The sequence below is a fragment of the Shewanella sp. W3-18-1 genome (genome assembly GCF_000015185.1).
In the GTDB taxonomy this organism is placed as follows: Bacteria; Pseudomonadota; Gammaproteobacteria; order Enterobacterales; family Shewanellaceae; genus Shewanella; species Shewanella putrefaciens.
Genome location: NC_008750.1, coordinates 3,352,823 through 3,376,842, shown reverse-complemented (window position 1 = coordinate 3,376,842; position 24,020 = coordinate 3,352,823). Strand labels below are relative to the sequence as shown.

The following is a 24,020-nucleotide window of genomic DNA, read 5'->3' as shown; positions in this document are numbered from 1 at the left end:
GTTTCTTACACTAAGTTGGGAAATATGAAAGAGAGAATCAAAGTAAAAGCGAATATTTTCAAGGCGCTGGGTCATCCGACCCGCTTGTGGATTGTTGAGCAACTCGCGGAGGGTGAAAAGTGTGTTTGTGAGTTTGTAGAGGTAATAGATGTTGATTTTTCGACTATTTCTAAGCATCTGTCAGTACTCCGTAATGCAGGAATTGTCGATATGGATAAACGCGGAAAGCAGATTTTTTATCGTTTAACTCTCCCTTGCCTACTTAATTCGTTAAGTTGCATTGATACGCTATTGGATCACCAAATTCAGAAGCAGATCGCATTAATAGACTAATTTCGCACCTATCATTTGGTCAAATGGCAAAATGACAAATCAATATTCTAAGGAGCGATAATGAATATCAAAATTCTAGGTACGGGCTGTGCTAAGTGTCAAAAGTTGGCAGAAGCAACAACAGCAGCGGCAGATGCACTTAATCTTGATTATCAGTTAACTAAAGTCACTGATATTGAAAAAATTATGGATTATAACGTGATGTCTACACCCGCATTAGTGGTTGATGAGCAAGTCAAACTCACGGGCCGCCTCGCCAGTGTTGATGAGATTATGACGTTACTTAAAGCCCATGCAGAGTAATAGCATTTAGGAGTCGGCATGAATGCTAAAAAAATCGTCAGAACCCTGCTGCTCAGTATTGTTTGTTTAGGATTTGCGTTGGTGGGATATCAGCAATTTGGCGCTTCAGTATTTAATGCGTCAGAGAGTATTGATGTCACTACCACTGTGTCTCCTAAGTTGAAAGATGGACTAAATGTTTATTATTTTTATGGTAATCAACGCTGTACAACCTGCGTGCGGATGGAAAAGTTTACTCAAAAAACCTTGATGGAGAATTTTTTTAAAGAAGTGCGCGATGGTGAGATGCAACTCAATCTGGTCAACGTCGACTTAGCTGAGAACCAACATTATATCGAGGATTATGAACTGATTTTTAGATCGGTTGTCATTTCAACCTCAAAGAATGGTGTTGAAACTGAGTGGCGTCGTTTAGATAAAATTTGGGAGTTGGCTAATAACGAGGTGGCTTTCCAACAATATTTGACCGAAGAGATTGAGGCTATATTGGGTCAAACCCATGGATGAGTGGGCAGTTATGCTGCTGTCTGCCTTTTGGTTTGGCATTCTAACCTCTATCAGTCCGTGCCCATTAGCGACCAATGTGGCGGCGATTTCCTATATCAGTAAAGGGATACAATCGCCCTATAGGGTCGTGGGTACAGGGCTTGCCTACACGATTGGGCGCATGCTCAGTTACTTGGTGCTCGGCGTCATATTAGTTGGTAGTTTGCTCTCGACCGTCACCTTATCCGTCACACTTCAGAAATATATGAACCTATTATTAGGCCCTATTTTGATATTGGTAGGGATGTTTTTGCTGGAGTTACTGACATTACGCTTACCCGGTGATGGCGCCTTAATCGAAAAATTAAAGGCCAAAATCAACCCGCAGGGATATTTAGGGGCTTTGCTACTGGGCGTGTTATTTGCGTTGTCATTTTGTCCCACGTCGGCGGCACTCTTTTTCGGATCGTTACTGCCGCTCGCACTAGAAGCGCAATCGAGTATTGTACTGCCAGCGATTTATGGCTTAGCCACTGGGCTACCAGTTTTAGTCTTTGCGATCCTATTGGGTGTTAGCGCCCATCGCGTCGCGAAAGCCTATAACCATATATTGGCGTTCGAGCATTGGGCCAGAAAAATCACTGGTGTGGTGTTTATCTTGATTGGAACTTATTACGCGTGGGTGAATATTTTCAGTCCATTTATTGGCGGAAATTAAGGGCGATCACAGTATTGCGTCTTTGTATATTAGGCCTCGAGGTATGGGATGCCTCGAGGCCTGAGCTTGTCTTGGACATCTAACTATTTTTTAACTCTCTGCCCATTAGCATCAATCACCACTTCACCGTCTTCCTTGGTAAAAGCGCCCAGTTGGGGCTTGGGTAAAATATCCAATACCTGTTCTGATGGACGGCACAGGCGCGTGCCTAATGGTGTAACGACGATGGGGCGATTAATTAGGATCGGGTATTCGAGCATAAAATCGATTAATTCACTGTCGCTAAACTTATCTTCACTTAAGCCTAAGGCTGTATAAGGCTCGACATTTTGCCTAAGTAAACTGCGCACCGAAATGCCCATATCGGCAATCAGTTGTAGCAATGTTTGACGGTTCGGCGGGGTCTCAAGGTAGAGGATTATGATCGGCTCAATCCCAGTGTTGCGGATAAGACCTAAGGTGTTACGCGATGTGCCACAGGCGGGATTGTGATAAATCTTAATGCTGTTGTGTTTTTCAAGATGGTTGTCAGTAGCCATAAACAAGTCTCTGATAAATAATCGCTTATAAATTGATCCATAGGCACTAAATGGATGATTGAGTGCCTATGGGCATAGATTAGAGGGAGAGGCGCAGTGCCAGTGCCGCTAGGGTGACAAATAGCACAGGTAGCGTCATCACTATGCCGACGCGGAAATAATAACCCCAGGTAATATTAATATTTTTCTGCGCCAGTACATGCAGCCATAACAGGGTTGCTAAACTGCCGATGGGGGTGATTTTGGGCCCCAAATCGCTACCAATCACGTTGGCGTAAATCATGGCTTCTTTAATCACGCCAGTTGCATTGCTACCGTCTATCGACAGGGCACCAATTAACACTGTGGGCATGTTGTTCATCATGGACGATAAAAAGGCGACCAAGAAGCCTGTGCCCATAGTGGCAGCCCAAAGCCCTTGTTCTGCCAAATAATTCAATACATTAGAGAGATAATCGGTTAAGCCTGCGTTACGAAGACCATAAACCACCAGATACATGCCGAGTGAAAAGATCACTATCTGCCATGGCGCGCCGCGAAGTACCTTAGTGGTATCTATGGCATGGCCTTTTTTCGCGACAACAAACAGGATCAGTGCACCCACAGCAGCCACTAAACTCACGGGCACACCGAGCGGTTCTAAGCCAAAAAAGCCCACCAAGAGTAAGACTAAAACTCCCCAACCGGTTTTAAAGGTGTTGAGGTCGCGAATGGCGGCCTTAGGTTCGCGTAGTTTTTGCAAGTCGTAGGTCGCGGGAATATCTTTGCGGAAAAACAGATGCAACATGACTAAGGTGGCACTAATAGCCGCAATATCGACGGGCACCATCACAGAGGCGTATTCGTTAAAACCTATGTTGAAGAAGTCTGCCGAAACAATATTGACTAGGTTAGAGACAATTAACGGCAAACTCGCGGTATCGGCAATAAACCCCGCCGCCATCACAAAGGCTAAGGTCGCTCCGGCGCTAAAGCCCAGTGCCAATAGCATAGCAATGACAATCGGGGTGAGGATCAGCGCCGCACCATCGTTAGCGAATAAGGCAGCAACAGTAGCGCCGAGTAACACTATGTAAGTAAAGAGTAAACGGCCACGACCTTTGCCCCAACGGGCCACATGCAGCGCGGCCCATTCGAAAAATCCCGACTCATCTAATAATAAACTGATGATGATCACGGCAATAAAGGTGGCGGTCGCATTCCAGACAATATTCCATACCACAGGAATATCCCCTAAGTGCACCACACCGAGCAGTAAGGCTAAGACGGCGCCAAAGGTGGCACTCCAACCTATGCCTAATCCTTTAGGCTGCCAAATTACTAACACTATGGTGAGAACAAAAATTGCCCCTGCTAACCACATACAAGCTCCTAAAAGGGCAGAGAAACTCTGCGCCTAGCCATAAAATAAATTATTAATGCTGTTGAGCCAATTGGCTTAATCGCGTAATACCAATAGGTTCTTCTTGTTGTAATGGGATTAATGCCAAGCGTGAGGCTAAGCCCTGTTGTACTTTTTCGATTTGTGCGAGTTCATGGCGAGCGCGCACTTTTAATAATGGCGAGGTCGTTCTGGCAACGGCGAGGCTATTATTGATAAGCCATGCCCAAGGTTCAATCCCTGCGCGGCGCAAATCTTCCTGCAAATTGGTGGCTTCGAGCACTGGGGTGGTTTCAGGCAGCGTAACCAATAACACTTTAGTGCGCAGTTTGTCCTGTAATTGCATCATAGGCGTGGAATAGTGAGCGGTTTCCCCCATACGTTTAGCGACTTCACGGTGATAGGCACCTGTGGCATCGAGCAATAATAAGGTATGTCCGGTTGGCGCGGTATCCATCACAACAAAGCGTTTACCCGCCTCGCGAATAATGCGCGAAAAGGCTTGGAATACGGCAATTTCTTCGGTGCAAGGTGAACGTAAATCTTCTTCTAATAAGGCCTTACCTTGGGCATCTAAATCTTTACCCTTAGTCGCTAATACTTGTTCGCGGTAGCGAGTGGTGACGTCGACGGGATCGATTCGACTCACCTGCAAATTTGCCAATTGACCATGCAGCGTGTCTTCTAGATGTGCGGCGGGATCGGAAGTCGTCAGATGCACATCTAAGCCAAGCTCTGCCAATCTTACCGCAATGGCGGCCGCTAGTGTGGTTTTACCGACACCGCCTTTACCCATGAGCATGATAAGACCATGGTCTTGTTGGGCTATTTCATCGATTAAGCTTTCCAGCGACGGCACTTGGGGCTGTTGCTCATCTATTGGTAAGGTTTGCTGATCTATTGCGGGTAAATCTAGGTCTTGCATGGGCATAAATAGTTGGCGTAACGGCGCAACTCCCACCATGTTTACGGATTGAAGCGGCAGCGTTTCGTGGGGTAATGCCGCGAGAATGGGGGATAAATTGGCGAGTACGGTTTGTTCACGCTGATAGAGCGCATTGGCAAGAGCATCCTTAAGCGTCGCGCTTTGGGGCAATACGCCGTTAATCACTAAATATTGATTTTTAAGGCCCACTTGGCGTAACTCTTGGTGAGTGCGCTCAACTTCTATCAGGGTGGATTGCTGTGGGCGTGCGACTAAGATCAAGCGAGTTTTGTCGGGATCGGCCAGTGCCGTTAAGGCCTGCGCGTAACGCTCTGCTTGTTTTTCGAGGCCAGCTAATGGGCCAAGACAGGATGCTCCCTCGGGGTTAGTCTCGATAAAACTGCTCCAAGCGCCGGGGAGTTGCAATAAGCGAATGGTATGTCCCGTTGGCGCGGTATCAAAAATAATATGATCGAAATCCTGCTGTAAAGATTCATCGGTTAATAAGCCAGTGAATTCATCGAAGGCGGCAATTTCAATGGTACAGGCACCGGAAAGTTGCTCTTCAATGCTGCGTACTACATCGGGGGGTAAAAGGCCTTTGACGGGATCCACAATGCGATTGCGATATTGCTCAGCGGCAGCCTGAGGGTCAATTTCCAGAGCTGTGAGTCCTGCAACGCTATCGATTGGCGTGAGTTGATTCCCTATGGTTTGCCCGAAAACTTGGCCAACATTCGAGGCCGGATCGGTACTGACCAATAACACCCGTTTACCTTTGTCGGCTAAGTTGATTGCTGTCGCGCAGGATAGCGATGTTTTACCTACACCACCTTTACCGGTAAAGAAGAGGAACGCGGGAGGATTCTGAATAAATTTCATTAGATTATCCTTAGTATTTTCAAACCTGAGTTGACTAACAGCAAGATGTCTTGCCACTGCAACAAGGAGCGGTATTGTTCGCAGGCTCTTCGATAGGAAGCTTCGCCCAACGGGCCAGTTCCTGCCGATTCGGATAACGGCCTGCCAATACCATTTCATCATTGAGGAGGATAAGCGGTAGGGACTCTGCGCCCGAGGTTTCTAAAAAGTGTTTGACCAAAGCATTTTCGACAAAGGCCATAGGCTGTAGAGATAAGTTAAAGCGATCTACGCTAATGCCTTGCTGTTTTAGCCATTGGCAGTCGGCGGCAAAGGTAACGAGTGCTTGGTTAACGTCAGTGCCACACACGCCAGAGCTGCAACATAAAGCGGGATCGAATATAGCAAATTGAGTCATCACATTTCCTCGTAACATGGATTCTGGTTTCAAAGCGGAGGCGATAAAAGTGGAAACAGTGCCCTATAAACGACTTTGCATGAATATATGAATTTTCATATGTACTATACGCGTGAAAAAAATGGAGTCAAACGCTCATAAAGATATTAACCACTAAAACCCACAAGATGTGATATTTAATACATTGATATATTAGGGAAATGTGAGGCTTGTCTATTTACTAGCTCTAAGTCTCAGTTTTTATATTTTTCCACTAGGTTTCACAATTGTAAATTTCAGTAAAGAGTAGATGTTTACAAATTGATCTAAATCCCAGTTATATACCTAAAAGTGTATATATTATTTTCCATACCCTTATAAGGAGTGTGGAAAATGAAGAAAGAGAATCAAGTCAACTTGGGACGGCGTCAGCTACTCAAGTCAACTGCAGCAGGAACGGTGTTAACAGGTATTGGTGGGACTTTATCTTTTACGCCTATTGTGCAGAGTATTGCCGCAGAATTACCCGTGCCACCACGTAGAACGGGTACAGGCGAATGGGTAGCAACCACTTGCCAAGGCTGTACCTCATGGTGTGCTAAGCAAGTTTATGTGATGGATGGCCGCGCGATAAAAGTGCAGGGTAATCCACACTCTGGTGTACATGGTATATCAAGTTGTCCTCGCCAGTTTTTAGGCTTAGAGCAAGTGTATGATCCCGATAGATTGCGTACACCAATGATGCGAACCAATCCTAAAAAAGGCCGCGATCAAGATCCTAAATTCGTCCCCATCACTTGGGATAAAGCATTGGATATGCTTGCGGATAAAATCATTGCGTTGCGCGAAGCAAATGAGCCCCATAAATACGCACTTCTTCGCGGAAGATACTCGCATATTAATGATTTACTCTATAAAAAGATGACCAACCTTATTGGTTCTCCCAATAATATTTCCCATAGTTCTATCTGTGCTGAAGCCCATAAAATGGGGCCTTATTACCTAGATGGTAATTGGGGATATAACCAATACGATGTTAAAAATGCCAAATTTATCCTGTCATTTGGTGCAGATCCTATTGCAAGTAACCGTCAAGTCTCTTTTTATTCGCAAACCTGGGGAGATGCGCTCGATCACGCCAAAGTAGTGGTGGTTGACCCAAGGCTGTCAGCTTCGGCGGCAAAAGCCCATAAGTGGATCCCGATTGAGCCAGGTCAAGACAGTGTGCTTGCTTTAGCGATTGCCCATGTCGCTTTAGTTGAGGGTTTATGGCATAAGCCCTTTGTTGGTGATTTTGTAGAGGGAAAAAACCTGTTTAAAGCAGGTAAAACTGTCAGTGTCGAGAGCTTTAAAGAAACTCATACCCACGGTTTAGTAGAATGGTGGAACCAAGCCCTTAAAGACTACACCCCAGCGTGGGCAAGCAAAATAACCGGCATCGATCCTAAAACCATTATCTCTATTGCCAAAGATATGGGAGCCGCAGCGCCTGCGGTGCAAGTATGGACATCACGCGGTGCGGTGATGCATACCCGTGGTACTTATACTTCGCTTTCTTGTCATGCGTTAAATGGTTTGTTTGGTGGTATCGATAGCAAAGGTGGCTTATTCCCCGGTAACAAAACACCACTCTTAAAAGAGTACCCTGAAGCCACTGACTATATGGATGAGATAGCAGCTAAAGGTGTTAAGAAGGAAAAAATTGATCAACGTGGCCGTTTAGCCTTCCCCGCAATTGCTAAGGGTAAGCCCGGTGGTGGAGTGATCACGGCAAACGTGCCTAATGGCATACTCGCTGCCGATCCCTATGAAATCAAAGTAATGCTTGCTTATTTTAATAATTTTAACTTCTCGACTCCCGAAGGGCAGCGTTGGGATGCAGCCTTAAGCAAAGTTGACTTTATGGCGCATATTACTACCAACGTGTCTGAATTCAGTTGGTTTGCGGATGTGTTATTGCCTTCTTGTCACCATATGTTTGAAAAGTGGGGCGTGTTGGATGCTATTGGTAATGGTGTCGCTCAGATATCTATTCAGCAACCCTCAATTAAACGCCTGTGGGACACCCGTACAGATGAGTCTGAAATTCCTTACATGTTAGCTAAAAAGCTTGCAGATAAGGGATTTGATGCGCCATGGCGTTATATCAATGAACAGATCCTTGACCCTGAAACAGGCAAGCCCGCCGCGGATGAAGCAGAATTTGCCAAATTGATGGTTAGATACTTAACCGCACCGCTATGGAAGGAAGATGCCTCTAAATACGGCGATAAGCTCAATTCATGGGATGAATTTGTGCAAAAAGGGGTGTGGAATAGCTCTCCTTATAAGCTTGAATCGCGCTGGGGCAAGTTTAAAACTGAAACCACTAAGTTTGAGTTTTACAGTAAGAGCTTGGAAAAAGCACTGCAAACTCATGCCGATAAGCACAAAGTCAGTATAGATGAGGTCATGCAAGCCTGTGACTACCAGGCTCGCGGTCAACTCGCATTTATTCCACATTATGAAGAGCCTTATCGCTTCGGCGATGAAGCTGAGTTCCCTTTACTGCTAGTCGATCAAAAGTCGCGTTTAGCTAGAGAAGGTCGGTCTGCAAACACACCATGGTTCTACGAGTTTAAAGATGTCGATCCAGGAGATGTAGCCAATGAAGATGTGGCTAAATTTAACCCGATAGATGGCAAGAAATTTGGTCTTAAAGACGGTGATGAAATCCGTATTACTAGCCCAGTGGGAACGCTGACTTGTAAGGCGAAACTATGGGAAGGTGTTCGTCCTGGCACTGTCGCTAAATGCTTTGGACAAGGGCATTGGGCTTATGGTCGTTACGCCAGCACTAAATTTGGTGTGACCCCCAGAGGCGGTTCAAATAATGACTTGATTGCAGACAGGTACGATCGATTAAGTGGTTCGTCAGCATTCTACAGTCATATCCGTGTTCGTGTTGAGAAAGTGTGAGGTAACCCACTATGAGATTAGGAATGGTGATTGACCTACAAAAATGTGTAGGGTGTGGTGGCTGCAGCTTAGCCTGTAAAACAGAAAACAACACGAATGATGGTATCCATTGGTCGTATCATATTGCGACCACGGAAGGGACATTCCCCGATGTAAAATACACTTACATCCCCACTTTGTGTAACCACTGTGATGATGCGCCTTGTGTGAAAGTTTGCCCAACAGGGGCGATGCATAAAGATAAGCGCGGTTTAACACTACAAAACAATGATGAATGTATTGGTTGTAAGAAGTGTATGAATGCTTGCCCATACGGTGTGATTAGCTTTAACACAGCGACACCGCACCGCCGTTGGCAGGATGATTCCGAGCTAGTCGCTAATGGGACTGCATCGCCACTTATGCTGCTTAAGCGCACAGGGGCTACTGCATCACCCAATGAAAATCCAGAGCGGGGCGATACTTACCCTATAACTCGACCAAAACGTACGACAGAGAAGTGTACTTTCTGTGATCATCGACTAGACCAAGGCTTAAACCCTGCTTGTGTTGATGCTTGTCCGTCTGAAGCGCGGGTGATTGGTGATTTAGATGATCCACAAAGCAAAATTTCTCAGTTGATTAAATTGCATAAACCGATGCAATTAAAATTGGAAGCAGGAACCGGACCGAGAGTGTTTTATATCCGTAGTTTTGGGGTTAAAACCGCTTATTAGTTGCACTCAGTGCCGATTGTTTCACCTTAAAAGCCACAGATGACTCTCTGTGGCTTTTAACTTAATACGTCTCAATCGCTAAACATCAAAGAATCTAATACCCCTTGGCCACTATGGACACCACCTTCAGTCACCATGGCAGATTTGCTGCGAATTAAATAGCCCGAATAGCTGGGGCTATGATCGGATCTATTCTCCATCGCGGGCTCGCCATCAATGTGGACGGTGAACATGCCGATTTCAGGGATCATGTCATCTATGGCTTGTATCTCCCCGTTACGCACTACCAAGGTTTGGGTTGTTCTGGGTCTTGGTTTTAAACGGCGCATCAGCGACCATGCTTGATATTGCGTAGGCTGAAGCTCGGTTAATTTACGTGAAATATCAGTACCAAACAGGCAATGACCACCCCCTTCTCCTTGATTTTTTAGCACCCAGGTATCGATTGGGGAATCGGCAACTAACTTGATGCTTTCTGCGGTGACAGGGCGCATCTCACCGAGAAGAGATTTGACGATTTGGGCTTCTTGCAATGTTAAGCCAAACTGAGTCAACGACATGTCATCCATCGATGAGAGCAACATTTGCATTCGTTTACTGGTCGCCAGTTGTTGGCCTATGGTGGCATTTAGGGCAACGCGATGTTGTTCTATCAATACACGGATCCCCATCAAGGCGTGGCAATCTTTGTTGCCGTCGATATCAGAGAATTCATAATCTGCATATTGATAGCCTGCTCGCAGATAAACTGTATCAATGGTGCCAATGCCTTCGAGTATCAGTCTATGTTGTTCTCCTGTGGTAACTTGTTCTTGTAGTTCACTAAAAGTTCTGCGAATAGTTTGTATCCCTCGTTGTTGCAACGCAAGCTCGAGTAAATGTTGGTCAAATACATTGTCTTCATTTTCTTGCACTATCATCAAAAATCTTGCTGGCCCCGCGTCCTGGAATTCCTGTTTTATTTTAAAGGTTGCTTTAGCTATGCCTGCGGATAATTGCTCAATAGCATGATTATCAACCAGCTCTCCCATAGGCAGTTGATGCCATTGCTGCAAGTAATGGTGCAATTGGTGGACTCTTTGACCAAAGGGACCCATGCCTGCGGCTATACCATTAAATTCTACTAGTTTTGGTCCTAAGTCCTTATCGTCCATAAAGTCGCTACGCATAATCAGCAACGGCATTCTCTGTACTGAGGACTGAGTATCATGGAGTTGTTGATGCATATTGAGCAAGGCGGCAAAAAAAGGCTCACTTACTGTGATAGGTTGAATTGCATCAATTAAAAAAGCATGTTCTTCAGATAGATAGTGAATAAGTTTGCCGAGCAGATGCACCGAGTTTTTTAAGTATTGATAATGGGTTCGGCTGATTAAACTCGGTGTTAAAGTAAAGGGGGCATGGCGGGCAGAATAGGGGGATTGTTTAAACGCCATACCATGGGTTAGCGCCCATTCTATAGCGTCATCTTTGGCTTTTAGACTAGTTTGTGAGTTCATTATGCTTCTCTTAAGCGAGCCGAGTTTCTTGCGAATAACAGTAAGTTGTTTGTTAGACGGCTTAGTTTTAGTTGCTTTAGTTTTAAATTATGTAGTTTAGGGGGTAGACGCCTCTGGGCCGCTACTCTAATGGCATACAATAAGTCACACTTCTGTAGCGGGCCGCAAATTTGGATCATATCGGGCGCTAAAAATGACCACAATAATTATCTCTGATTTCTTGGGTTGATATGGGCCATAATTACCCCCTCGCTGTGATTATTAAGTGATCTGTGGCGCGATAATTACGTGGATTTTTCACGATAATTCCATTTTTGACTGTTCCACATACAACTTACTCAAACAGCCAAATTGAAACCACTTTTTTACTATGCACCCTCAAGGCTCCTATCGTTTGAGCGAAACAGACAAGTATCAACCTACTCTTAACTGACAAATTAAGCCCGAATAATACCAATAAGCAGTATGGGGGTATGTCAATCATCAAACGGCGTGGAATGTTAATTAAAGACTCAACACCGTAACGGGATGTTGTGCATCGTAATGCCATTATTGCACCGTACGTCAATTACTTGAACGGCAGCTATCTAGCCTGATCGATTCACTTGAAGATCATCAGATAGGAAACATGGGACATCGCTTGCTTGAACGTTACCGCTTGTTGTCACAAAAGGCTGAATCTGGCGCTTTACTTGAATTGTTTCAAAAAGCGCAAGATAGCGAGATAACGCCGAAGCCGACATGGTTTCAGGGCGTGATCCAAGGTGGATTAGAGGAACACTATTCATAACGATACTCCTTAGCTGCTCATCAGTAGCAAGTCACTACGCTGGATAGACCACGCCACATCAATGATGCGGGTTTCGCTAAATTGTTCTTAGTGGCTTTTTCTCTATGGTAAAAAAGGATGGTAACTCATCGTCATCATCCCTTTGTTCACCACTTTAATTAATTATCTACGTGCTCGAAACACCTCGCCACGGTTATTAAGGTCATCCACCACCGCCGATTTTGTCATTTGGACAAGCTGTGGCAGCACATCCTCGAGGGTCTGAGCATCACTATCGTTTTTGACCACAATGGTATTACTTTGCTGGATAAAAACGCTGCGGCCACCCGAACCACCATTGGCGCTCGCCTGCATCGCATTCATCAAGGTTTGTTGTTGGCGGCGGGTGTAAATGGTTTCGCCACCATCGAGGAGATAGGTGCCTTCACGGGGTATGGTTCCCCCGCCGTGAAACTTACCCATGATACGGGGTAGCATAGCCATCGCGGCCACCATAGCAGCCATACCTATCATTGCACCACTACCCATGGTTGCGATCGAGGTGGTTGCTGCTGCGGGTGCCATTGAGGCTGTCACCGATCCAGCTGTACTTGCCGCAGTAGTCGTTGCCACTGCTGCATTTTTGCCCATGAGAGTATTATCAAAGGCCGCAGCTAAGGCTTTTTGGGCCATGTATTCAACCAACATTTGCACGGCTGCTTTGCCTACGCCCTTGAGTACTTGCTGTGTGGCTTGACCAAAATCCTTGGCCTCAAATATAGCATCGGCGGTAGCACTACCAATCCCTTGTGCCATTCGTGCCACGCTATCATTCCACATCTGATCCCAATCAAAAACCACGCTTTTATTAATGGCTTTCATGGCCTCAGCAAAGCGCTCATTTTCAGCAATCTTCAAATTATTTAAGTAAGTGAGTTTGGCTATATCATCCTCGGGAATTTTGGCAATTTCGGTATCGATAACTCCTAAATTATTCGCATGTGTCTGTTCTTCAGCATATTTAGGATCGAGTTGGTTTCGCAACTGACTATATGGCGTTGTCGCTTCATACTGGTTTTTCAGTTGCGCCAGCAAGCGGGTACGCTCAGCAATCGGCACGTTAGCCAATTCAAAATGGCTTTTTAATAGCGCCTCATGCTTAGCATATTCCTTGGCCGCAGCGGTAACAGGGTCAATAGCACCCAGTAAGGTTTTAAGTTGATCTTCGCGTTGCTTCTCAGCATCTTTATTTTTCTTGGTTTGTTCTTCTGAAGCTTTGGCTGCATCCAAATCAGCAGCAACTTTTGAAAGCTTGTCGGCCATTATTGGATCAAGCCCTTTAAGCGCCCCCATTTCTAGCTCATAACGCAGCTTAGCCGCTTCAGAGGTTTGACCATAAAGCGTTAACTGTTTTTGCAAATTGACCAGCATTTCAGCCGCTGTCTTAGTGAGATTGGGATCAATAATAGGACCAGGTGATGCATTGATCTCGGGCATTCCGACAGTAAATAAGGCTTGCTGCTTTTTACTGGCAAGATCTAGCTGTTTATTTAATTCTTCTGCCCGAGCTTTTAGCCGTTCTATTTGGTCAAAATTACCCGTCATTCCTCCCCAAGCATCAAATGCAGGTTCTCTATTGAGCCTATCGATCTCTGCGGATGTTGCAATCAACTCATCCCGCAATGACTTCATTTCAGTACCAAGTACACGCACTTTGGATTGACGCTCAAGCTCTGATAATCGCTGATACTTCCCGACCAATGTTTCCATTGAATCGCCTAACTCATTGGTTGAGTTAATTGCATCACGAGCGCCGCTAACCCAGTAAAGAAGCCCTAATCCCGCCATAGCGGCTATACCAACGGGACCACCAAATAATGCCATCGTCGCGTTGTATGTTCTGGCGGCCAAAGTCGCTGAAGTGGTTGCAGCAGTCACCGCTTGACGCGCCGCAGTAAGCCTTGCCTCGGCGACCACGGCTTGACCTGCCGAAATTGACGAAGCTCTCAGTGCAAGGGCCCGTTTTTCTTCTGCTAATGCTGCGGCCAAGGTCGTTGCTCGGGTTTTAGAACTCGCGATTTCAGTAACAATCAAACTCGTTGCATGAGTGCCAAGGGCGGCGGTTCCTCGCCCTAAGGCAACAGCCGCACCTGTCCCAACCACATCTAATAAGGTGCCAAAGTTTTCACTTAAGCTAACGATCCCGCTGGCAAGGTGAGCAGTAACACCATAGGTTTCGTTGCTTTTGCCAATCCAATCGCTATAGACGTTATTCAGTGCCGTTAAAGCATCCTTCACGGCGGTTGGCATATCCTCTACCGCTTTAAGGTTTTGTTGGTGCGATTGCAGCAAGGCATTGGTCAGGTCGGTAATCGACAACTTACCCGAGGTACCTAATAAGCGGATCTCCGCGCCCGTTTTACCTGTGGCTGCAGTGAGATTATTGAGAATACTCGGCATTACCCCAAAGATAGATTGCCAAGCATCGGCCTCCACTTTGCCAGACTGGATAGATTTGGATAACGCATCCTGGGCTTGCTGTGCTTTATCCGCACTTGCGGCGTTGGTCACTAGCAAGGCGCTGTAGCTGTCCACAATATCAATGGACTGGTTTAGGTTATAACCAAGGTCGCGCAAAATGGGCGACATACGGGTAAAGTTTTCGCGGGTTTCGGTCAAACTGCGATAGGTTTGGTTAGCACTGGCCACCATGCGCGATTGCGCATATTCATACTCTGCCGCACTGGTGGTGGCCATCTTCATCCGTGACGCCATTTGCCCCCATTCATCTGCGCGATCAACGACTGCCATTGTTGCCAGCCCTCCGGCTAACGCAATAGCCGATTGGTACAAACCAGCAAAATTATGCTGTACCACATCCGCAGACTTGGCCGTCGTATCTAATCCTAATGCGGCTGTTTTGCTCGCTGTGCCTGTGGCCTGTAACTCACCCGTTAAGCCGATGAGTTCTTTTTTAGCACTACCAACCACGGTCACCAGCTGGCGGCCGTCGGCGGTTAATGTCAGTGCAAGTTTTAAATCATTCATCTCATATCACCTTAACAATGTGAGTAACTATTCCAATTCAATAAAAAAATGGGTGATGGGCTCACAATCATCACCCACGGGTCAGCAACGTTCACTGACAAAAGACAGAAGACCAATTCCTACCCCACACCCACAAACACCTGGTCTTCTGCCGGAGACTAGATCCCCATCTCGGTTAGCATGGCTTCTTTTGTTGTTGCGAGTTCTACGCGATCAATCTCGCTGTAGATTTGATTGATATGGTTGCCATAAGTGGAAATACCATTGCCACCTTTTAACGTATGTATGCTGGCGAGTTTTTGAATACCTAAGCGGATATTGTCAGGTAACTGCTCAGGGAAAGATGCGAGTACTTCGTCTCGTTTTAGATCCCACATTTTGTTTTGGGCCTCAGTTACCTTACGTTGAAACAAACTACTTTCTGTGCTTCCCCAAAAACTCAGTTTAGATTCACAGTTAGTGATTAACTGGGCACAGTCATTATAAGTTGCTTCAGCTTGAGCATACTGTTGCTTAGCAGCATCAAAATCTTCATCTGTTACGGCATTTCTCATTTGGCGTTGAGCTTGCTGCATACTGAAGTTATTGGAACTCAAGCGCTGGCGTAATTCAGGTAAACGAGTACTTCGCAACTCAACCATTAGTGCAGTTTTTTGTTCAAACTCGGCTTTGGCTTGTTTAAATGCGTTAATCGCTTCAATTAATGTCATAGCTACCTCGGTTTAATTGTTCAGTGTTCGAATTTGGTTTACATTGTGTTCAAGTGATTCAGGGGGAGACTCGGCTCAATGCCCTGTAGTTGCTGTCAGCACAGCCGGCGTCTGGGCTAGATCCTTTATTTCCCCTTGAATTCTGCGCCCTTATTGCGTTCATAACGATAAAGTGCCTTTAAATCTTCTGTGATCTTGTCGATATTTCGTTCTGTCATGCTGTATTTTCGGGCAAGTTCCGCCTTGTTTCGCCCATTAAACTCCTGGTAGATGCGTAAGTTGCGAAGAAACATCTCTAATGACTTACCATTGGGGAGGTAGAGATCTCTCCCTCCCAAATAAAATGCGATAGAGGTTATGATTTTCTCAGTCAGTTTGTTAGCAACGACTTTCTCTTCAGCTAAACAGGCATCAATAACATCGCTCAGTGCCACTAAGTTTTCAGGCCATTTAGACTTAAAGATGTTCGACTGGGCTGTAGTCATACTATCGATTTGTTCGTTTATGCTTCTCATCATTTACCCTGCCTTAGAGATAGTTAGCAACTAACAGCGTCAGTTGACCATGGAGGGTATTGCTATCACCGCCATTGAAGGTGGCTTTTAATGCTTCTAATCCGGCGCGTTCTTGACTGCTACGAACGACTAATAACATTGGCTTAATCGCTAGCGGTCTGCCGCCATCGGCTTTAAAAGCTTTCATCACTTCTATTCCTGCCCATACATTCGCGGCAGTTAATTCCGCTTTAGAGCAATAAGCCATTTGCCAAAAACCATAGCCAGCATTAGCTCGACAATCGACACCAAAACGAAACTCATTTGAGCGAAAGACGAACTCATCGTCAGGTTTGGTCATTGCTGTAAACTGCATCTCACGGCGAGATTGATAAATAAAGGGTTTGAGGGCGCGACTGGTATCGAGTAAAAACCACGCAGGCCCAGCAGAAGCGCCGCCATCGTTGTAGTTACTGACAGCAACCGCATCGCCAGTACCATCAGTATTGGGATATACAGGGTGGTCAGTGGCAAAAAATGGTTTACCGTCATAGCAAAGGTTGGATGTACCACTATCTAACAGGGGTAAGAGTAACTCATCAGGAAAGACCTCAGAGCTACGCCCCATCTCTTCAAACAGTGGCGAGTAGATACCTGTGTCATCATCTTCAATATCATCGCGACTGACGGCTATTGTTGATTCAAAGGGTTTATTGGTGATGCTGTAACCGTAGGTTTTTAAGTTTTGTATAACGCGCTCACCAATCCACTCTCGAAATGTAGGCCACTGGCCTAACCAGCCGTAGGTGTTGGACTTAGAGGAGGAAGGGACTATGGTGGCAATTTGCTTATATTGGCTAGCCGCGAGTGATTTACCCTTTTCAAAGTCTTGGCTAAATGTTGTCTTTAACTTGTTTAGAATATCAGCAGAGATAATCATGGTGTTCCTTGAGTGAGTAACTTAGGAACCCATTACACCTTACCCCAAAACATTTCAGGGTAAGAAAGGTTTCAGGAAATCAATTGCCTTTATGATGGCTGGAAAAACAGAATAACTAGGGGGATTAATCAGATTTTTATCACTTTCCATATAACCTTTAAAAACGAAATGTCGAACACCACTGGTTAAACGGCCCACTCCTCATTGTAAGTATCATCAACCACCATAGATTTGCAGGTGTGACAATTCCAAACACCCTTCTGATAGCCCTTATTGATACAGCGAATGAGTTTATGACTGGCATCAAAACACTGTTGGCAAAAAGGTCCATCTCTTTGACCATCTGTAATCTTCCAATAAAATGGCTCTTCCCAGATAAGGTTATCTTTTAATTCGAGTTGCGCATGAAGGCTTCTAATTTCAGCGTCTTTAGCGGCTAATAGCTCGGTAATGCTGGCGATTTCAATCCTTGCATCAGCTAAGTTACCAATCAGATCGGCCAATTTAAGCCTAAACTCCGCTTGATCGAGTTGTTTCTCACCATCTTTGATGAGTTTCGCGACATCTGTTGCCGTTTTGATGCTGGTTAAAGCCGCACTTACCATTGCTATGTCGACCATCGGAACTTATCCACCCTAGTTTGAAGGATTAAAAGATAACTGCCATCGTAGCAACAGTGGTGACAACATCAAGTGCAATAGCGTTTAAATCCCGTTTAAATCTTTCTTAAAGCGTTTAACTAAAAAAAAGTGCGCCATGATAAGCAGTCGAAGCTAGCACTGCTTAAAATGGCGCTCAGGGCGTTTTTACTGTTGGGCGGTTTGGAGGGCACGAACTTGGGTTAAACCTACGGATAACAGCATTTGAATGCAGTTCAGTTGTCTAACAATGTGCTTTGGTGAGATAGCGTGTAAATCCTTGGCTTCATCAATAAGTGACGACAATAGCTCAAGCAGTTCAATGCCTGTTTCAATATCATCCGTACCGCCACAGCCCATGAAAAGTAGGTTTTGATGTTGGTTAATCGCATCGAGTAACGGTTGATTCATCGTGTTATTCCTCCCAACGCACGGTTACACCATGGAATTGGATAGCATGACATCTACGACGAATACCTTTAAAGTTCTCGATAATATCCACTGCCACTCGGCGAAAATCGGCAGTAGGAGAGTCAATTTGCACTACCTTTACACCAGAGTGGATCACCTTCATACCGCGCAGCCGTAGCGTACTAATCACATCGAATTTAGGGTTTTGGTGTTTCATGGTCTTACTCCTTGACTTCTGCTTTTGGAAATGAAATGGGTACGGAACACGGGCCATGGATCGTAATTATTCTGCGTCCAGAAATCTGTATGGGCATCCATCCCGCATTTGCATGGCGGCAGTTTCCCGAGTTCAGGTATGTCGTTGCATACAAAACTAACAGTTCTGATAGGTAATGAACTGTGTCAATGGGCTCATTTGCATACAGAATATCTAAACTCTCACTAACGGCCTTTATACAGCGCTGTTTTTTTCGCTCACTTCTATTCATTACTCACTCCTTACAATGTGTACTATGTGGGCACTCGTTACGGCAGGCTCGATACATTTGCACCCGCATGGTGTTGGTAGTTGAAAACTTACGCGACTGATGTCCTTGGCATACATCAAGCGTTATCTCTCCCAACATCGGGCAATCAACAGCTCGACGCATCAACACACCTTCTACCTGTGCTTGAACTCGGGCAAGGTCACCAGGATACTTACCGTTCAACACCTGACTAATCACCGAAGGGCCATAGCCAATACGCCTTGCCAGCTCTTTTCGCCCTAATCGATCACTGGCCATACGTAACTCATCAACCCAGTTCATGGACTTCACCTCGATTCACGTCATAAACCTGACGCGCTTTAACCCAGTGACGTGGTGCATGTGGCCCTGTATTTTTTAACAGCTGATGTGCCGCAAATTGGCCTGTATTGTTCATCTGACGCTTGAGATAACCCGCGCGGCGCAGCGTGCTAATAAAGGCGCACGCATACGCAATAGAAACCTCGGCAGTTTGGGCGATATCCACAGGAGTAAAACAACGCATAATGCGCATCGACTGCCACATCTTCTGCTTGGGCGAACCCATCCGATAAGGACGCTTCATCACGTTTAACGTCCTCCTTTAGCGTTAGGTCTCTGCCCAAGGAAGAAATCGCGTTTAAACTGGCTTTTACCTATCTTTAACAGCCCTTGAACTTTCGCCTCATCTTCTATCTGCGCCAGACCTACGACGAGGCGACGGACCTCGCCACGCGTCATGTCAATCAATTCATTTAACAGATCATCTTCAACTTCTACTTCACACATACCCCGCGCTAACGTGACACCATCTTCGTGATCGCAAGCGGAAAACTCGACCCAATGCATAATGCGGTTTTCAAGCTGTGCATAACGGGCTACTTTTTTACGCATTTGCCCCATACCAATCATGATCACAGGCACCGTTGATAGGTCATGGATATCGCGTAATGTCTCCATCATTTGCTCGTTACCCACAATGTGATCCGCTTCATCTATAAATAGTGGACGCTGGGTTTCTGCCAACTTTTCAATTACGCGCACCTCTAAAGCGGAACGGGTTCCTTTAGGATCAAGATCCAACTCTTCTGCAATTGCGCGCAACATGGATGACGCGTTCCATAACGCTAGTGCGCGCACATATATGCCGTTACAGCGATTGATAAGCCATGTAGTTGCGGTGGTTTTGCCTCGGCCTGTGTCACCCCATACTAATCCCATGCCAGGGGTATTAAGAGGGCGATTCTCCAGGGCCTGATAGGCACTCGCTAGGCGAGCCACGTTTTTGACAGGGATAATTTTGTGTTTCATAATTCACTCCGTTTTATTGTTTTAGGTTTTGGCGGCAGACGTTTTTAGCGGAATGCACTGTCGCCAAAGTCTTCCCACACCATGTAACGTCCCTTGTATTCAGACGTCGCTTCGTAGTTCTTTTTCCAGTGACGGTTCACTTCATCTAGTGATTTACCCGCTTGCACCACGTCATTCAAATCTAGCCAACGGCGAAAACGATCCTCCTCAGTTTCATTTTGCTTCTGCTCGCTACGCATCAAATCACGCAGCGAATCCATGTGTTCTTGGGTGATAGGCGGGATAGCGCTTTCCTTCTGGCTTAGTGCATCGCTTGCCTGTACTGCACCTTCTATCGCTGGGTTGGTAAATTCACTGCCACGCTTAGGCATCATCACTAATTTGCCTGCATCAACAGCGGCGCTGGCCATCATCCTGTCTGCCACATCGCGTACCTTGTACTTACGCTTAGCGGCTTTAATTTCCTTCTTGGCACGTTTGATATCTTCACGCTGTAAATGTCTGGCTTCTGCGGCAATTTGCGCACGATCAATGCCTTTATACTCAGCGTTAAACGCGATACATAAAAACTCCCCACTTAAGTGATTCACCACTATTTGGCCTAGATCATCCTTGTCATATAGAATGCGCACTTGTTGACCGATATAAGGCCCAAGCTCAGCGGCGATATAAATGATGTTGTCAATTTTGATGCCGGTTTTATTTACCGTACGAGTACCTCCCTGTGTTGGCACCGACAGCAACATATCCAGCGCGCGCTCGTTATCGAGGCGGATAATTTCACCTTTAAAATTACTCACCATTTCAAACGGAGTAGCATTAATACCGCTATGGATCTTGTGCATATAGACGTTATTCACCCAGTCATCGCAAAACTTTTGCAACTCCTCTGGCGTCATAGTCACATCAATCACTTCATCTTTTTGCATTAGGCGTTCAGCAAACGTTTTACGTGCTTCAAGCGCCTTACGTTCAGCGACGTTATGCCCAATAAACCCTGATTTCATTTCAAGTAAGTCATGGCTAAAGTGGCGGAAAAAACGCTCAATGTGCGGCTTCTTCCATGGGCTAAATGGTGGGCAAACTTCATATTCAATATCAAGTGAATGCAGTACCGCCATCATTCCCATTGACACGTAATCGCTACCGTTATCTATCTTGACCTTGTGCGGCTTGCCCATGGTCAAAATGGCACGACGCAGCAACGCGGCGTTTGATTCAGTTCTGGGTGTTTCAGTCACTAGCAGCTTGGGAGCGCGGGAATACACATCAATCAATCCCGTAATGTGGTATCGACGCCTTGAGCCATCGGGTAGCGTGACTTGCAAGTCCGCGGGTGTCGCATCCATTTCCCACAGTTGATTAAGATAATGAACACTTTCACTTGCGCTACCAAAAGCTGATAGGTAGTTATTTTTCCACGCATCCGGATTACGCAGGCTTTCAAGCAGATTAGAATGCTTTGCCTTCCACCATTCCATCCAACGTCTTGTTGAACGAACGCAAGGGATACGTAGCTCGCTATCCTTAAAGTCTTCTTTAATAGCCTTGAGTAACTTACCTGCCGTTGCAGTAGGAAAAGCGGCAAGAAAAGCAACAGAGTAGTCCTTCATTTCAGCTTGGGTTTCAATCAGATATTGATCTTTGGTAGGGTTGGCTCGACTGTCTAAATTAACCAATCCACCTTCTTGATAAGCCTTGCGCCAACGGCGCACGCTCACCACGCTCAAGTTGCCATGCAACGTGGTATAAATGTCATCCGCAAAAGGCAAGGATCGAGCATTAAACATCTCCACAAAGCTGCGAGTGGCCTGCATCCGTCTTACGCCTAGTGCCGCGACGTTACGAATATAGCTCTCACATGCATTCATCACCTCAAAGCGCACAAAGCAACGGTGTTTACGCACTTCACTCCAACCTTTCATGAACCGTAATGCGGCGGTTTTTTCATCCTTAGAGGCGTTTTTTTTCTCGCCAGAAAACTTCTCGTGCAGCGTTTTAGCCTGCTCAGTCTTCTTAGCGATCTGCGCTTTAGTTTTTTCCGACAGAATATGTTGTTGTGCGGCTAGTGGTAGACTGTTGAGGTGATATTCAAAACCACCGCCACGACCTTCACGCTTGCGGCATATCCACCCTTCGCGTTTCGCTCGCCTAATAACACCACTTTCAGTCTTTGGCAGTTCAGGAAAATCTTCCAATTCTTTAGCGGTAAGCCAGATATCAAGCATGAACTTCCCCTTCAAACAGTGACAATTCAGGGGACTCTGCCTTACGAACATTTTCGCTATGCCACGCAATTCCACTCATCAATACATTAAGTGAGCTAATCGTATCTGTGGCGGCACTCTGCCCTTGATAGAAACGGATCAGTAACCCCATTGCCTCACTAAACGAACCTTGTAACTCATTCACTTCACCACTGGTGGCCTTGCGGCCACTAGGTATATCAATTACTAATCTATTACTCGAAGCCGCAAGATATAGGGTCATATAATCCGCACCACAGGCATGTTCAAACGGTCTGATAAGCACAGCCGGAATGCGCCCATTTTCAAGCCATTTATATAATGTCCACTTGCTAGGCAACCCCATAAGGTCGGCAACACGATCTACAGAAAGGTTTTGTCTTTCGCGAGCAAATTCTAAGCACAGTTCCATTGCATGGCGCAGGCTATTGGCTCTTACCTTTTTCCAGTTGCGTCTACTCATTGGCTTATGCCTTAAAAAGAGTGTTCCAAACAAAGCCAGATCTTGCCGCTATGAAAGCAGCGATCACTTGACTACCATTGTTCTGCAATAAATAAACAGAGGTCATCGCTATTGCGCTCATGCGGCCCCTTGTGCTTGTGTGTTATCACAAATAGATGTGCTAGACTGTGTGAGTTTCTCTGACTTGTTAGGATGTGGGTAACGGCTAGGCCAAATAACCGCAGGCTCAACACCAATGGCGTCAGCAATAATACGCTCACCCTTTGGCCATTTGCGGGCAAGTGCATTCCATAATGTGCCTTTATTGCTATAGCCTGCCGCTCGACAGACTGCGGCTAAGCTGGTTCCTTTGCTACGTAAAGCGGCCACAATTTCCCAGCTTTCCCAGTCAGTAGTTCTGTGTGAATTGGTATGAAGATTTTTCAGATTGCCTAGATTCATTTTTCACCTCTAAATTGTGTTTAGGTTTTATTCCTTGACACAAAATATCATCGCTATAACGCGCATGTAAAGCGCTATTACGATGGTCAGAGTTGAATATATCATCTCTATTTGGTTTAATTCTTTATTTTCAATAGGATAAATAATGTCTGACGATAAAATTTTTAATCTGACAGTTGGTCAGAATGATGAAAACAACTCTGACGGCTTCACTGATAGGTTGAAAACTATAATTGGCCATAAAAGCATCCGCGCTTTTGCGCTTGACTCTGGCGTATCAGAAACCGCCATGCGGCAGTATGTATCAGGTAAAAGCGATCCATCTCGCAAGGCTCTCATCGCAATAGCACGCAGTGGTAAAGTAGGAGTTGAATGGTTGGCTAGTGGCAAGGGCCCTAAACTTACCGTTGACCATATTGAGGATAGCTACATCCAAAAAGCTGATGGTTTTATTTATGTCAGTAATATTAGGATTCAAAAGGAAGTATCTAGCGAAGAAGATACTACTTCTAAAATTGTTAATACCCGTTATGCTTTTCGTAGTGATTGGATAGAGAAGGAAGGCTTACAAGCACAAAGATTAGCGATGGTTAATGCTAAAGGCGACTCAATGGAGCCGCTAATCAAGGAAGGGGATAAATTATTAGTAGAAACCTTCTTCTATAAAGATCCTAGTGGGCGTATTCACCAGGGGCTGGAGCCTAGCACCTTTATCGAATCTGATGGTGTCTATGTCATCCGCTTAGACAAACACATGGTAGTCAAACGCCTGCAACTCGACATGAAAGGCGGGGTATATATCAAGAATGACAACCCAGCGTATGAAACAATACATCTCACAAAGGCAGAGCTGGTCAGTATTGTTATTGTCGCAAAGGTCATTTTAGCGCTACCAAGGAGGTTTTAATAGACAACCAAATTGAGCGA

At 45.6% G+C, this 24,020-nt stretch carries 26 protein-coding genes and 1 other RNA gene; 7 read left to right on the top strand and 20 right to left on the bottom strand.

Annotated elements, in window-relative coordinates; genetic code table 11:
- The first annotated feature begins 24 nt into the window (after window positions 1-24).
- From SPUTW3181_RS15370 to SPUTW3181_RS15355, 4 genes are read left to right on the top strand one after another with little or no spacing between them, the layout of a single operon-like run.
- Window positions 25-333: an ArsR/SmtB family transcription factor gene (locus SPUTW3181_RS15370; protein WP_011790225.1), complete on the top strand. Its 309-nt coding sequence runs from the start codon at window positions 25-27 to the stop codon at window positions 331-333.
- Window positions 334-393: 60 nt separating this feature from the next.
- Window positions 394-636: a thioredoxin family protein gene (locus SPUTW3181_RS15365; RefSeq protein WP_011790224.1), complete on the top strand. Its 243-nt coding sequence runs from the start codon at window positions 394-396 to the stop codon at window positions 634-636.
- An 18-nt stretch (window positions 637-654) separates the two neighbouring features.
- Complete coding sequence (locus SPUTW3181_RS15360; RefSeq protein WP_011790223.1) at window positions 655-1,143, top strand: nitrophenyl compound nitroreductase subunit ArsF family protein; 489 nt, start codon at window positions 655-657, stop codon at window positions 1,141-1,143.
- On the top strand, window positions 1,136-1,840 hold the full coding sequence (locus tag SPUTW3181_RS15355) for an aromatic aminobenezylarsenical efflux permease ArsG family transporter (protein ID WP_011790222.1): 705 nt from the start codon (window positions 1,136-1,138) through the stop codon (window positions 1,838-1,840). Before SPUTW3181_RS15360 ends, SPUTW3181_RS15355 begins: the two co-directional genes overlap by 8 nt.
- An 83-nt stretch (window positions 1,841-1,923) precedes the next feature.
- Here the strand turns inward: SPUTW3181_RS15355 and arsC are convergent, their stop codons facing one another.
- The 4 genes from arsC to arsD form a co-directional block, all read right to left on the bottom strand.
- Complete coding sequence (gene arsC / locus SPUTW3181_RS15350) at window positions 1,924-2,379, bottom strand: glutaredoxin-dependent arsenate reductase (RefSeq protein ID WP_011790221.1); 456 nt, start codon at window positions 2,377-2,379, stop codon at window positions 1,924-1,926.
- 79 nt (window positions 2,380-2,458) lie between these two features.
- The gene (locus tag SPUTW3181_RS15345) at window positions 2,459-3,742 is read right to left on the bottom strand and encodes an arsenic transporter (protein WP_011790220.1); all 1,284 of its coding nucleotides are present in this window, start codon (window positions 3,740-3,742) and stop codon (window positions 2,459-2,461) included.
- Window positions 3,743-3,794: 52 nt separating this feature from the next.
- A complete protein-coding gene (gene arsA / locus SPUTW3181_RS15340) occupies window positions 3,795-5,567 on the bottom strand; it encodes an arsenical pump-driving ATPase (protein WP_011790219.1) in 1,773 nt (590 codons plus the stop codon).
- A 34-nt stretch (window positions 5,568-5,601) separates the two neighbouring features.
- Entirely contained in the window at window positions 5,602-5,964 is a 363-nt protein-coding gene (gene arsD, locus SPUTW3181_RS15335; protein ID WP_011790218.1) for an arsenite efflux transporter metallochaperone ArsD, read from the bottom strand.
- A gap of 372 nt (window positions 5,965-6,336) precedes the next feature.
- Here arsD and arrA point away from each other — a divergent pair, with 372 nt between their 5' ends.
- Together arrA and arrB are read left to right on the top strand one after the other, a co-directional pair.
- Window positions 6,337-8,901 (top strand): arsenate respiratory reductase molybdopterin-containing subunit ArrA, encoded by a 2,565-nt coding sequence (gene arrA / locus SPUTW3181_RS15330; RefSeq protein ID WP_011790217.1) that lies wholly within the window; start codon window positions 6,337-6,339, stop codon window positions 8,899-8,901.
- Between the two features lie 11 nt (window positions 8,902-8,912).
- Window positions 8,913-9,617 (top strand): arsenate respiratory reductase iron-sulfur subunit ArrB, encoded by a 705-nt coding sequence (gene arrB / locus SPUTW3181_RS15325; RefSeq protein ID WP_011790216.1) that lies wholly within the window; start codon window positions 8,913-8,915, stop codon window positions 9,615-9,617.
- 71 nt (window positions 9,618-9,688) lie between these two features.
- On the opposite strand, the gene SPUTW3181_RS15320 is transcribed toward arrB, so the two are convergent.
- The 16 genes from SPUTW3181_RS15320 to SPUTW3181_RS15250 all read right to left on the bottom strand — a co-directional run bounded on the left by SPUTW3181_RS15320 (window position 9,689) and on the right by SPUTW3181_RS15250 (window position 23,093).
- Entirely contained in the window at window positions 9,689-11,116 is a 1,428-nt protein-coding gene (locus tag SPUTW3181_RS15320; RefSeq protein ID WP_011790215.1) for a glutathione synthase, read from the bottom strand.
- A gap of 587 nt (window positions 11,117-11,703) precedes the next feature.
- A complete protein-coding gene (locus SPUTW3181_RS21900) occupies window positions 11,704-11,904 on the bottom strand; it encodes a hypothetical protein (protein WP_157037395.1) in 201 nt (66 codons plus the stop codon).
- 9 nt (window positions 11,905-11,913) lie between these two features.
- An RNA gene (locus SPUTW3181_RS21670) (hammerhead ribozyme type II) lies at window positions 11,914-11,985 on the bottom strand.
- An 83-nt stretch (window positions 11,986-12,068) separates the two neighbouring features.
- Entirely contained in the window at window positions 12,069-14,933 is a 2,865-nt protein-coding gene (locus tag SPUTW3181_RS15315) for a tape measure protein (protein WP_011790214.1), read from the bottom strand.
- 158 nt (window positions 14,934-15,091) lie between these two features.
- A complete protein-coding gene (locus tag SPUTW3181_RS15310) occupies window positions 15,092-15,643 on the bottom strand; it encodes a hypothetical protein (protein WP_011790213.1) in 552 nt (183 codons plus the stop codon).
- A 125-nt stretch (window positions 15,644-15,768) separates the two neighbouring features.
- The gene (locus SPUTW3181_RS15305; protein WP_049824077.1) at window positions 15,769-16,161 is read right to left on the bottom strand and encodes a Mor transcription activator family protein; all 393 of its coding nucleotides are present in this window, start codon (window positions 16,159-16,161) and stop codon (window positions 15,769-15,771) included.
- A 10-nt stretch (window positions 16,162-16,171) separates the two neighbouring features.
- The gene (locus SPUTW3181_RS15300; RefSeq protein ID WP_011790211.1) at window positions 16,172-17,077 is read right to left on the bottom strand and encodes a Mu-like prophage major head subunit gpT family protein; all 906 of its coding nucleotides are present in this window, start codon (window positions 17,075-17,077) and stop codon (window positions 16,172-16,174) included.
- Window positions 17,078-17,262: 185 nt separating this feature from the next.
- Window positions 17,263-17,697, bottom strand: coding sequence for a hypothetical protein (locus SPUTW3181_RS15295; protein ID WP_011790210.1), 435 nt, complete (start codon window positions 17,695-17,697; stop codon window positions 17,263-17,265).
- 186 nt (window positions 17,698-17,883) lie between these two features.
- Complete coding sequence (locus SPUTW3181_RS15290) at window positions 17,884-18,126, bottom strand: hypothetical protein (protein WP_011790209.1); 243 nt, start codon at window positions 18,124-18,126, stop codon at window positions 17,884-17,886.
- 4 nt (window positions 18,127-18,130) lie between these two features.
- Window positions 18,131-18,343, bottom strand: coding sequence for a hypothetical protein (locus SPUTW3181_RS15285; RefSeq protein ID WP_011790208.1), 213 nt, complete (start codon window positions 18,341-18,343; stop codon window positions 18,131-18,133).
- Between the two features lie 274 nt (window positions 18,344-18,617).
- A complete protein-coding gene (locus SPUTW3181_RS15275; protein ID WP_049824076.1) occupies window positions 18,618-18,935 on the bottom strand; it encodes a helix-turn-helix domain-containing protein in 318 nt (105 codons plus the stop codon).
- Window positions 18,922-19,221 carry a hypothetical protein gene (locus tag SPUTW3181_RS15270; RefSeq protein ID WP_041408236.1) on the bottom strand — a complete coding sequence of 100 codons (300 nt, stop codon included), beginning with the start codon at window positions 19,219-19,221 and terminating at the stop codon, window positions 18,922-18,924. Before SPUTW3181_RS15270 ends, SPUTW3181_RS15275 begins: the two co-directional genes overlap by 14 nt.
- Window positions 19,222-19,223: 2 nt before the next feature.
- A complete protein-coding gene (locus tag SPUTW3181_RS15265; RefSeq protein WP_011790205.1) occupies window positions 19,224-19,943 on the bottom strand; it encodes an AAA family ATPase in 720 nt (239 codons plus the stop codon).
- A gap of 44 nt (window positions 19,944-19,987) precedes the next feature.
- Complete coding sequence (locus SPUTW3181_RS15260) at window positions 19,988-22,171, bottom strand: DNA-binding protein (protein WP_011790204.1); 2,184 nt, start codon at window positions 22,169-22,171, stop codon at window positions 19,988-19,990.
- Window positions 22,164-22,652 (bottom strand): hypothetical protein, encoded by a 489-nt coding sequence (locus SPUTW3181_RS15255; RefSeq protein ID WP_011790203.1) that lies wholly within the window; start codon window positions 22,650-22,652, stop codon window positions 22,164-22,166. Before SPUTW3181_RS15255 ends, SPUTW3181_RS15260 begins: the two co-directional genes overlap by 8 nt.
- A 117-nt stretch (window positions 22,653-22,769) precedes the next feature.
- The gene (locus tag SPUTW3181_RS15250) at window positions 22,770-23,093 is read right to left on the bottom strand and encodes a helix-turn-helix domain-containing protein (RefSeq protein ID WP_011790202.1); all 324 of its coding nucleotides are present in this window, start codon (window positions 23,091-23,093) and stop codon (window positions 22,770-22,772) included.
- Window positions 23,094-23,238: 145 nt separating this feature from the next.
- Here SPUTW3181_RS15250 and SPUTW3181_RS21360 point away from each other — a divergent pair, with 145 nt between their 5' ends.
- Window positions 23,239-24,000 carry a helix-turn-helix transcriptional regulator gene (locus tag SPUTW3181_RS21360; protein ID WP_011790201.1) on the top strand — a complete coding sequence of 254 codons (762 nt, stop codon included), beginning with the start codon at window positions 23,239-23,241 and terminating at the stop codon, window positions 23,998-24,000.
- The last annotated feature ends 20 nt before the right edge of the window (window positions 24,001-24,020 follow it).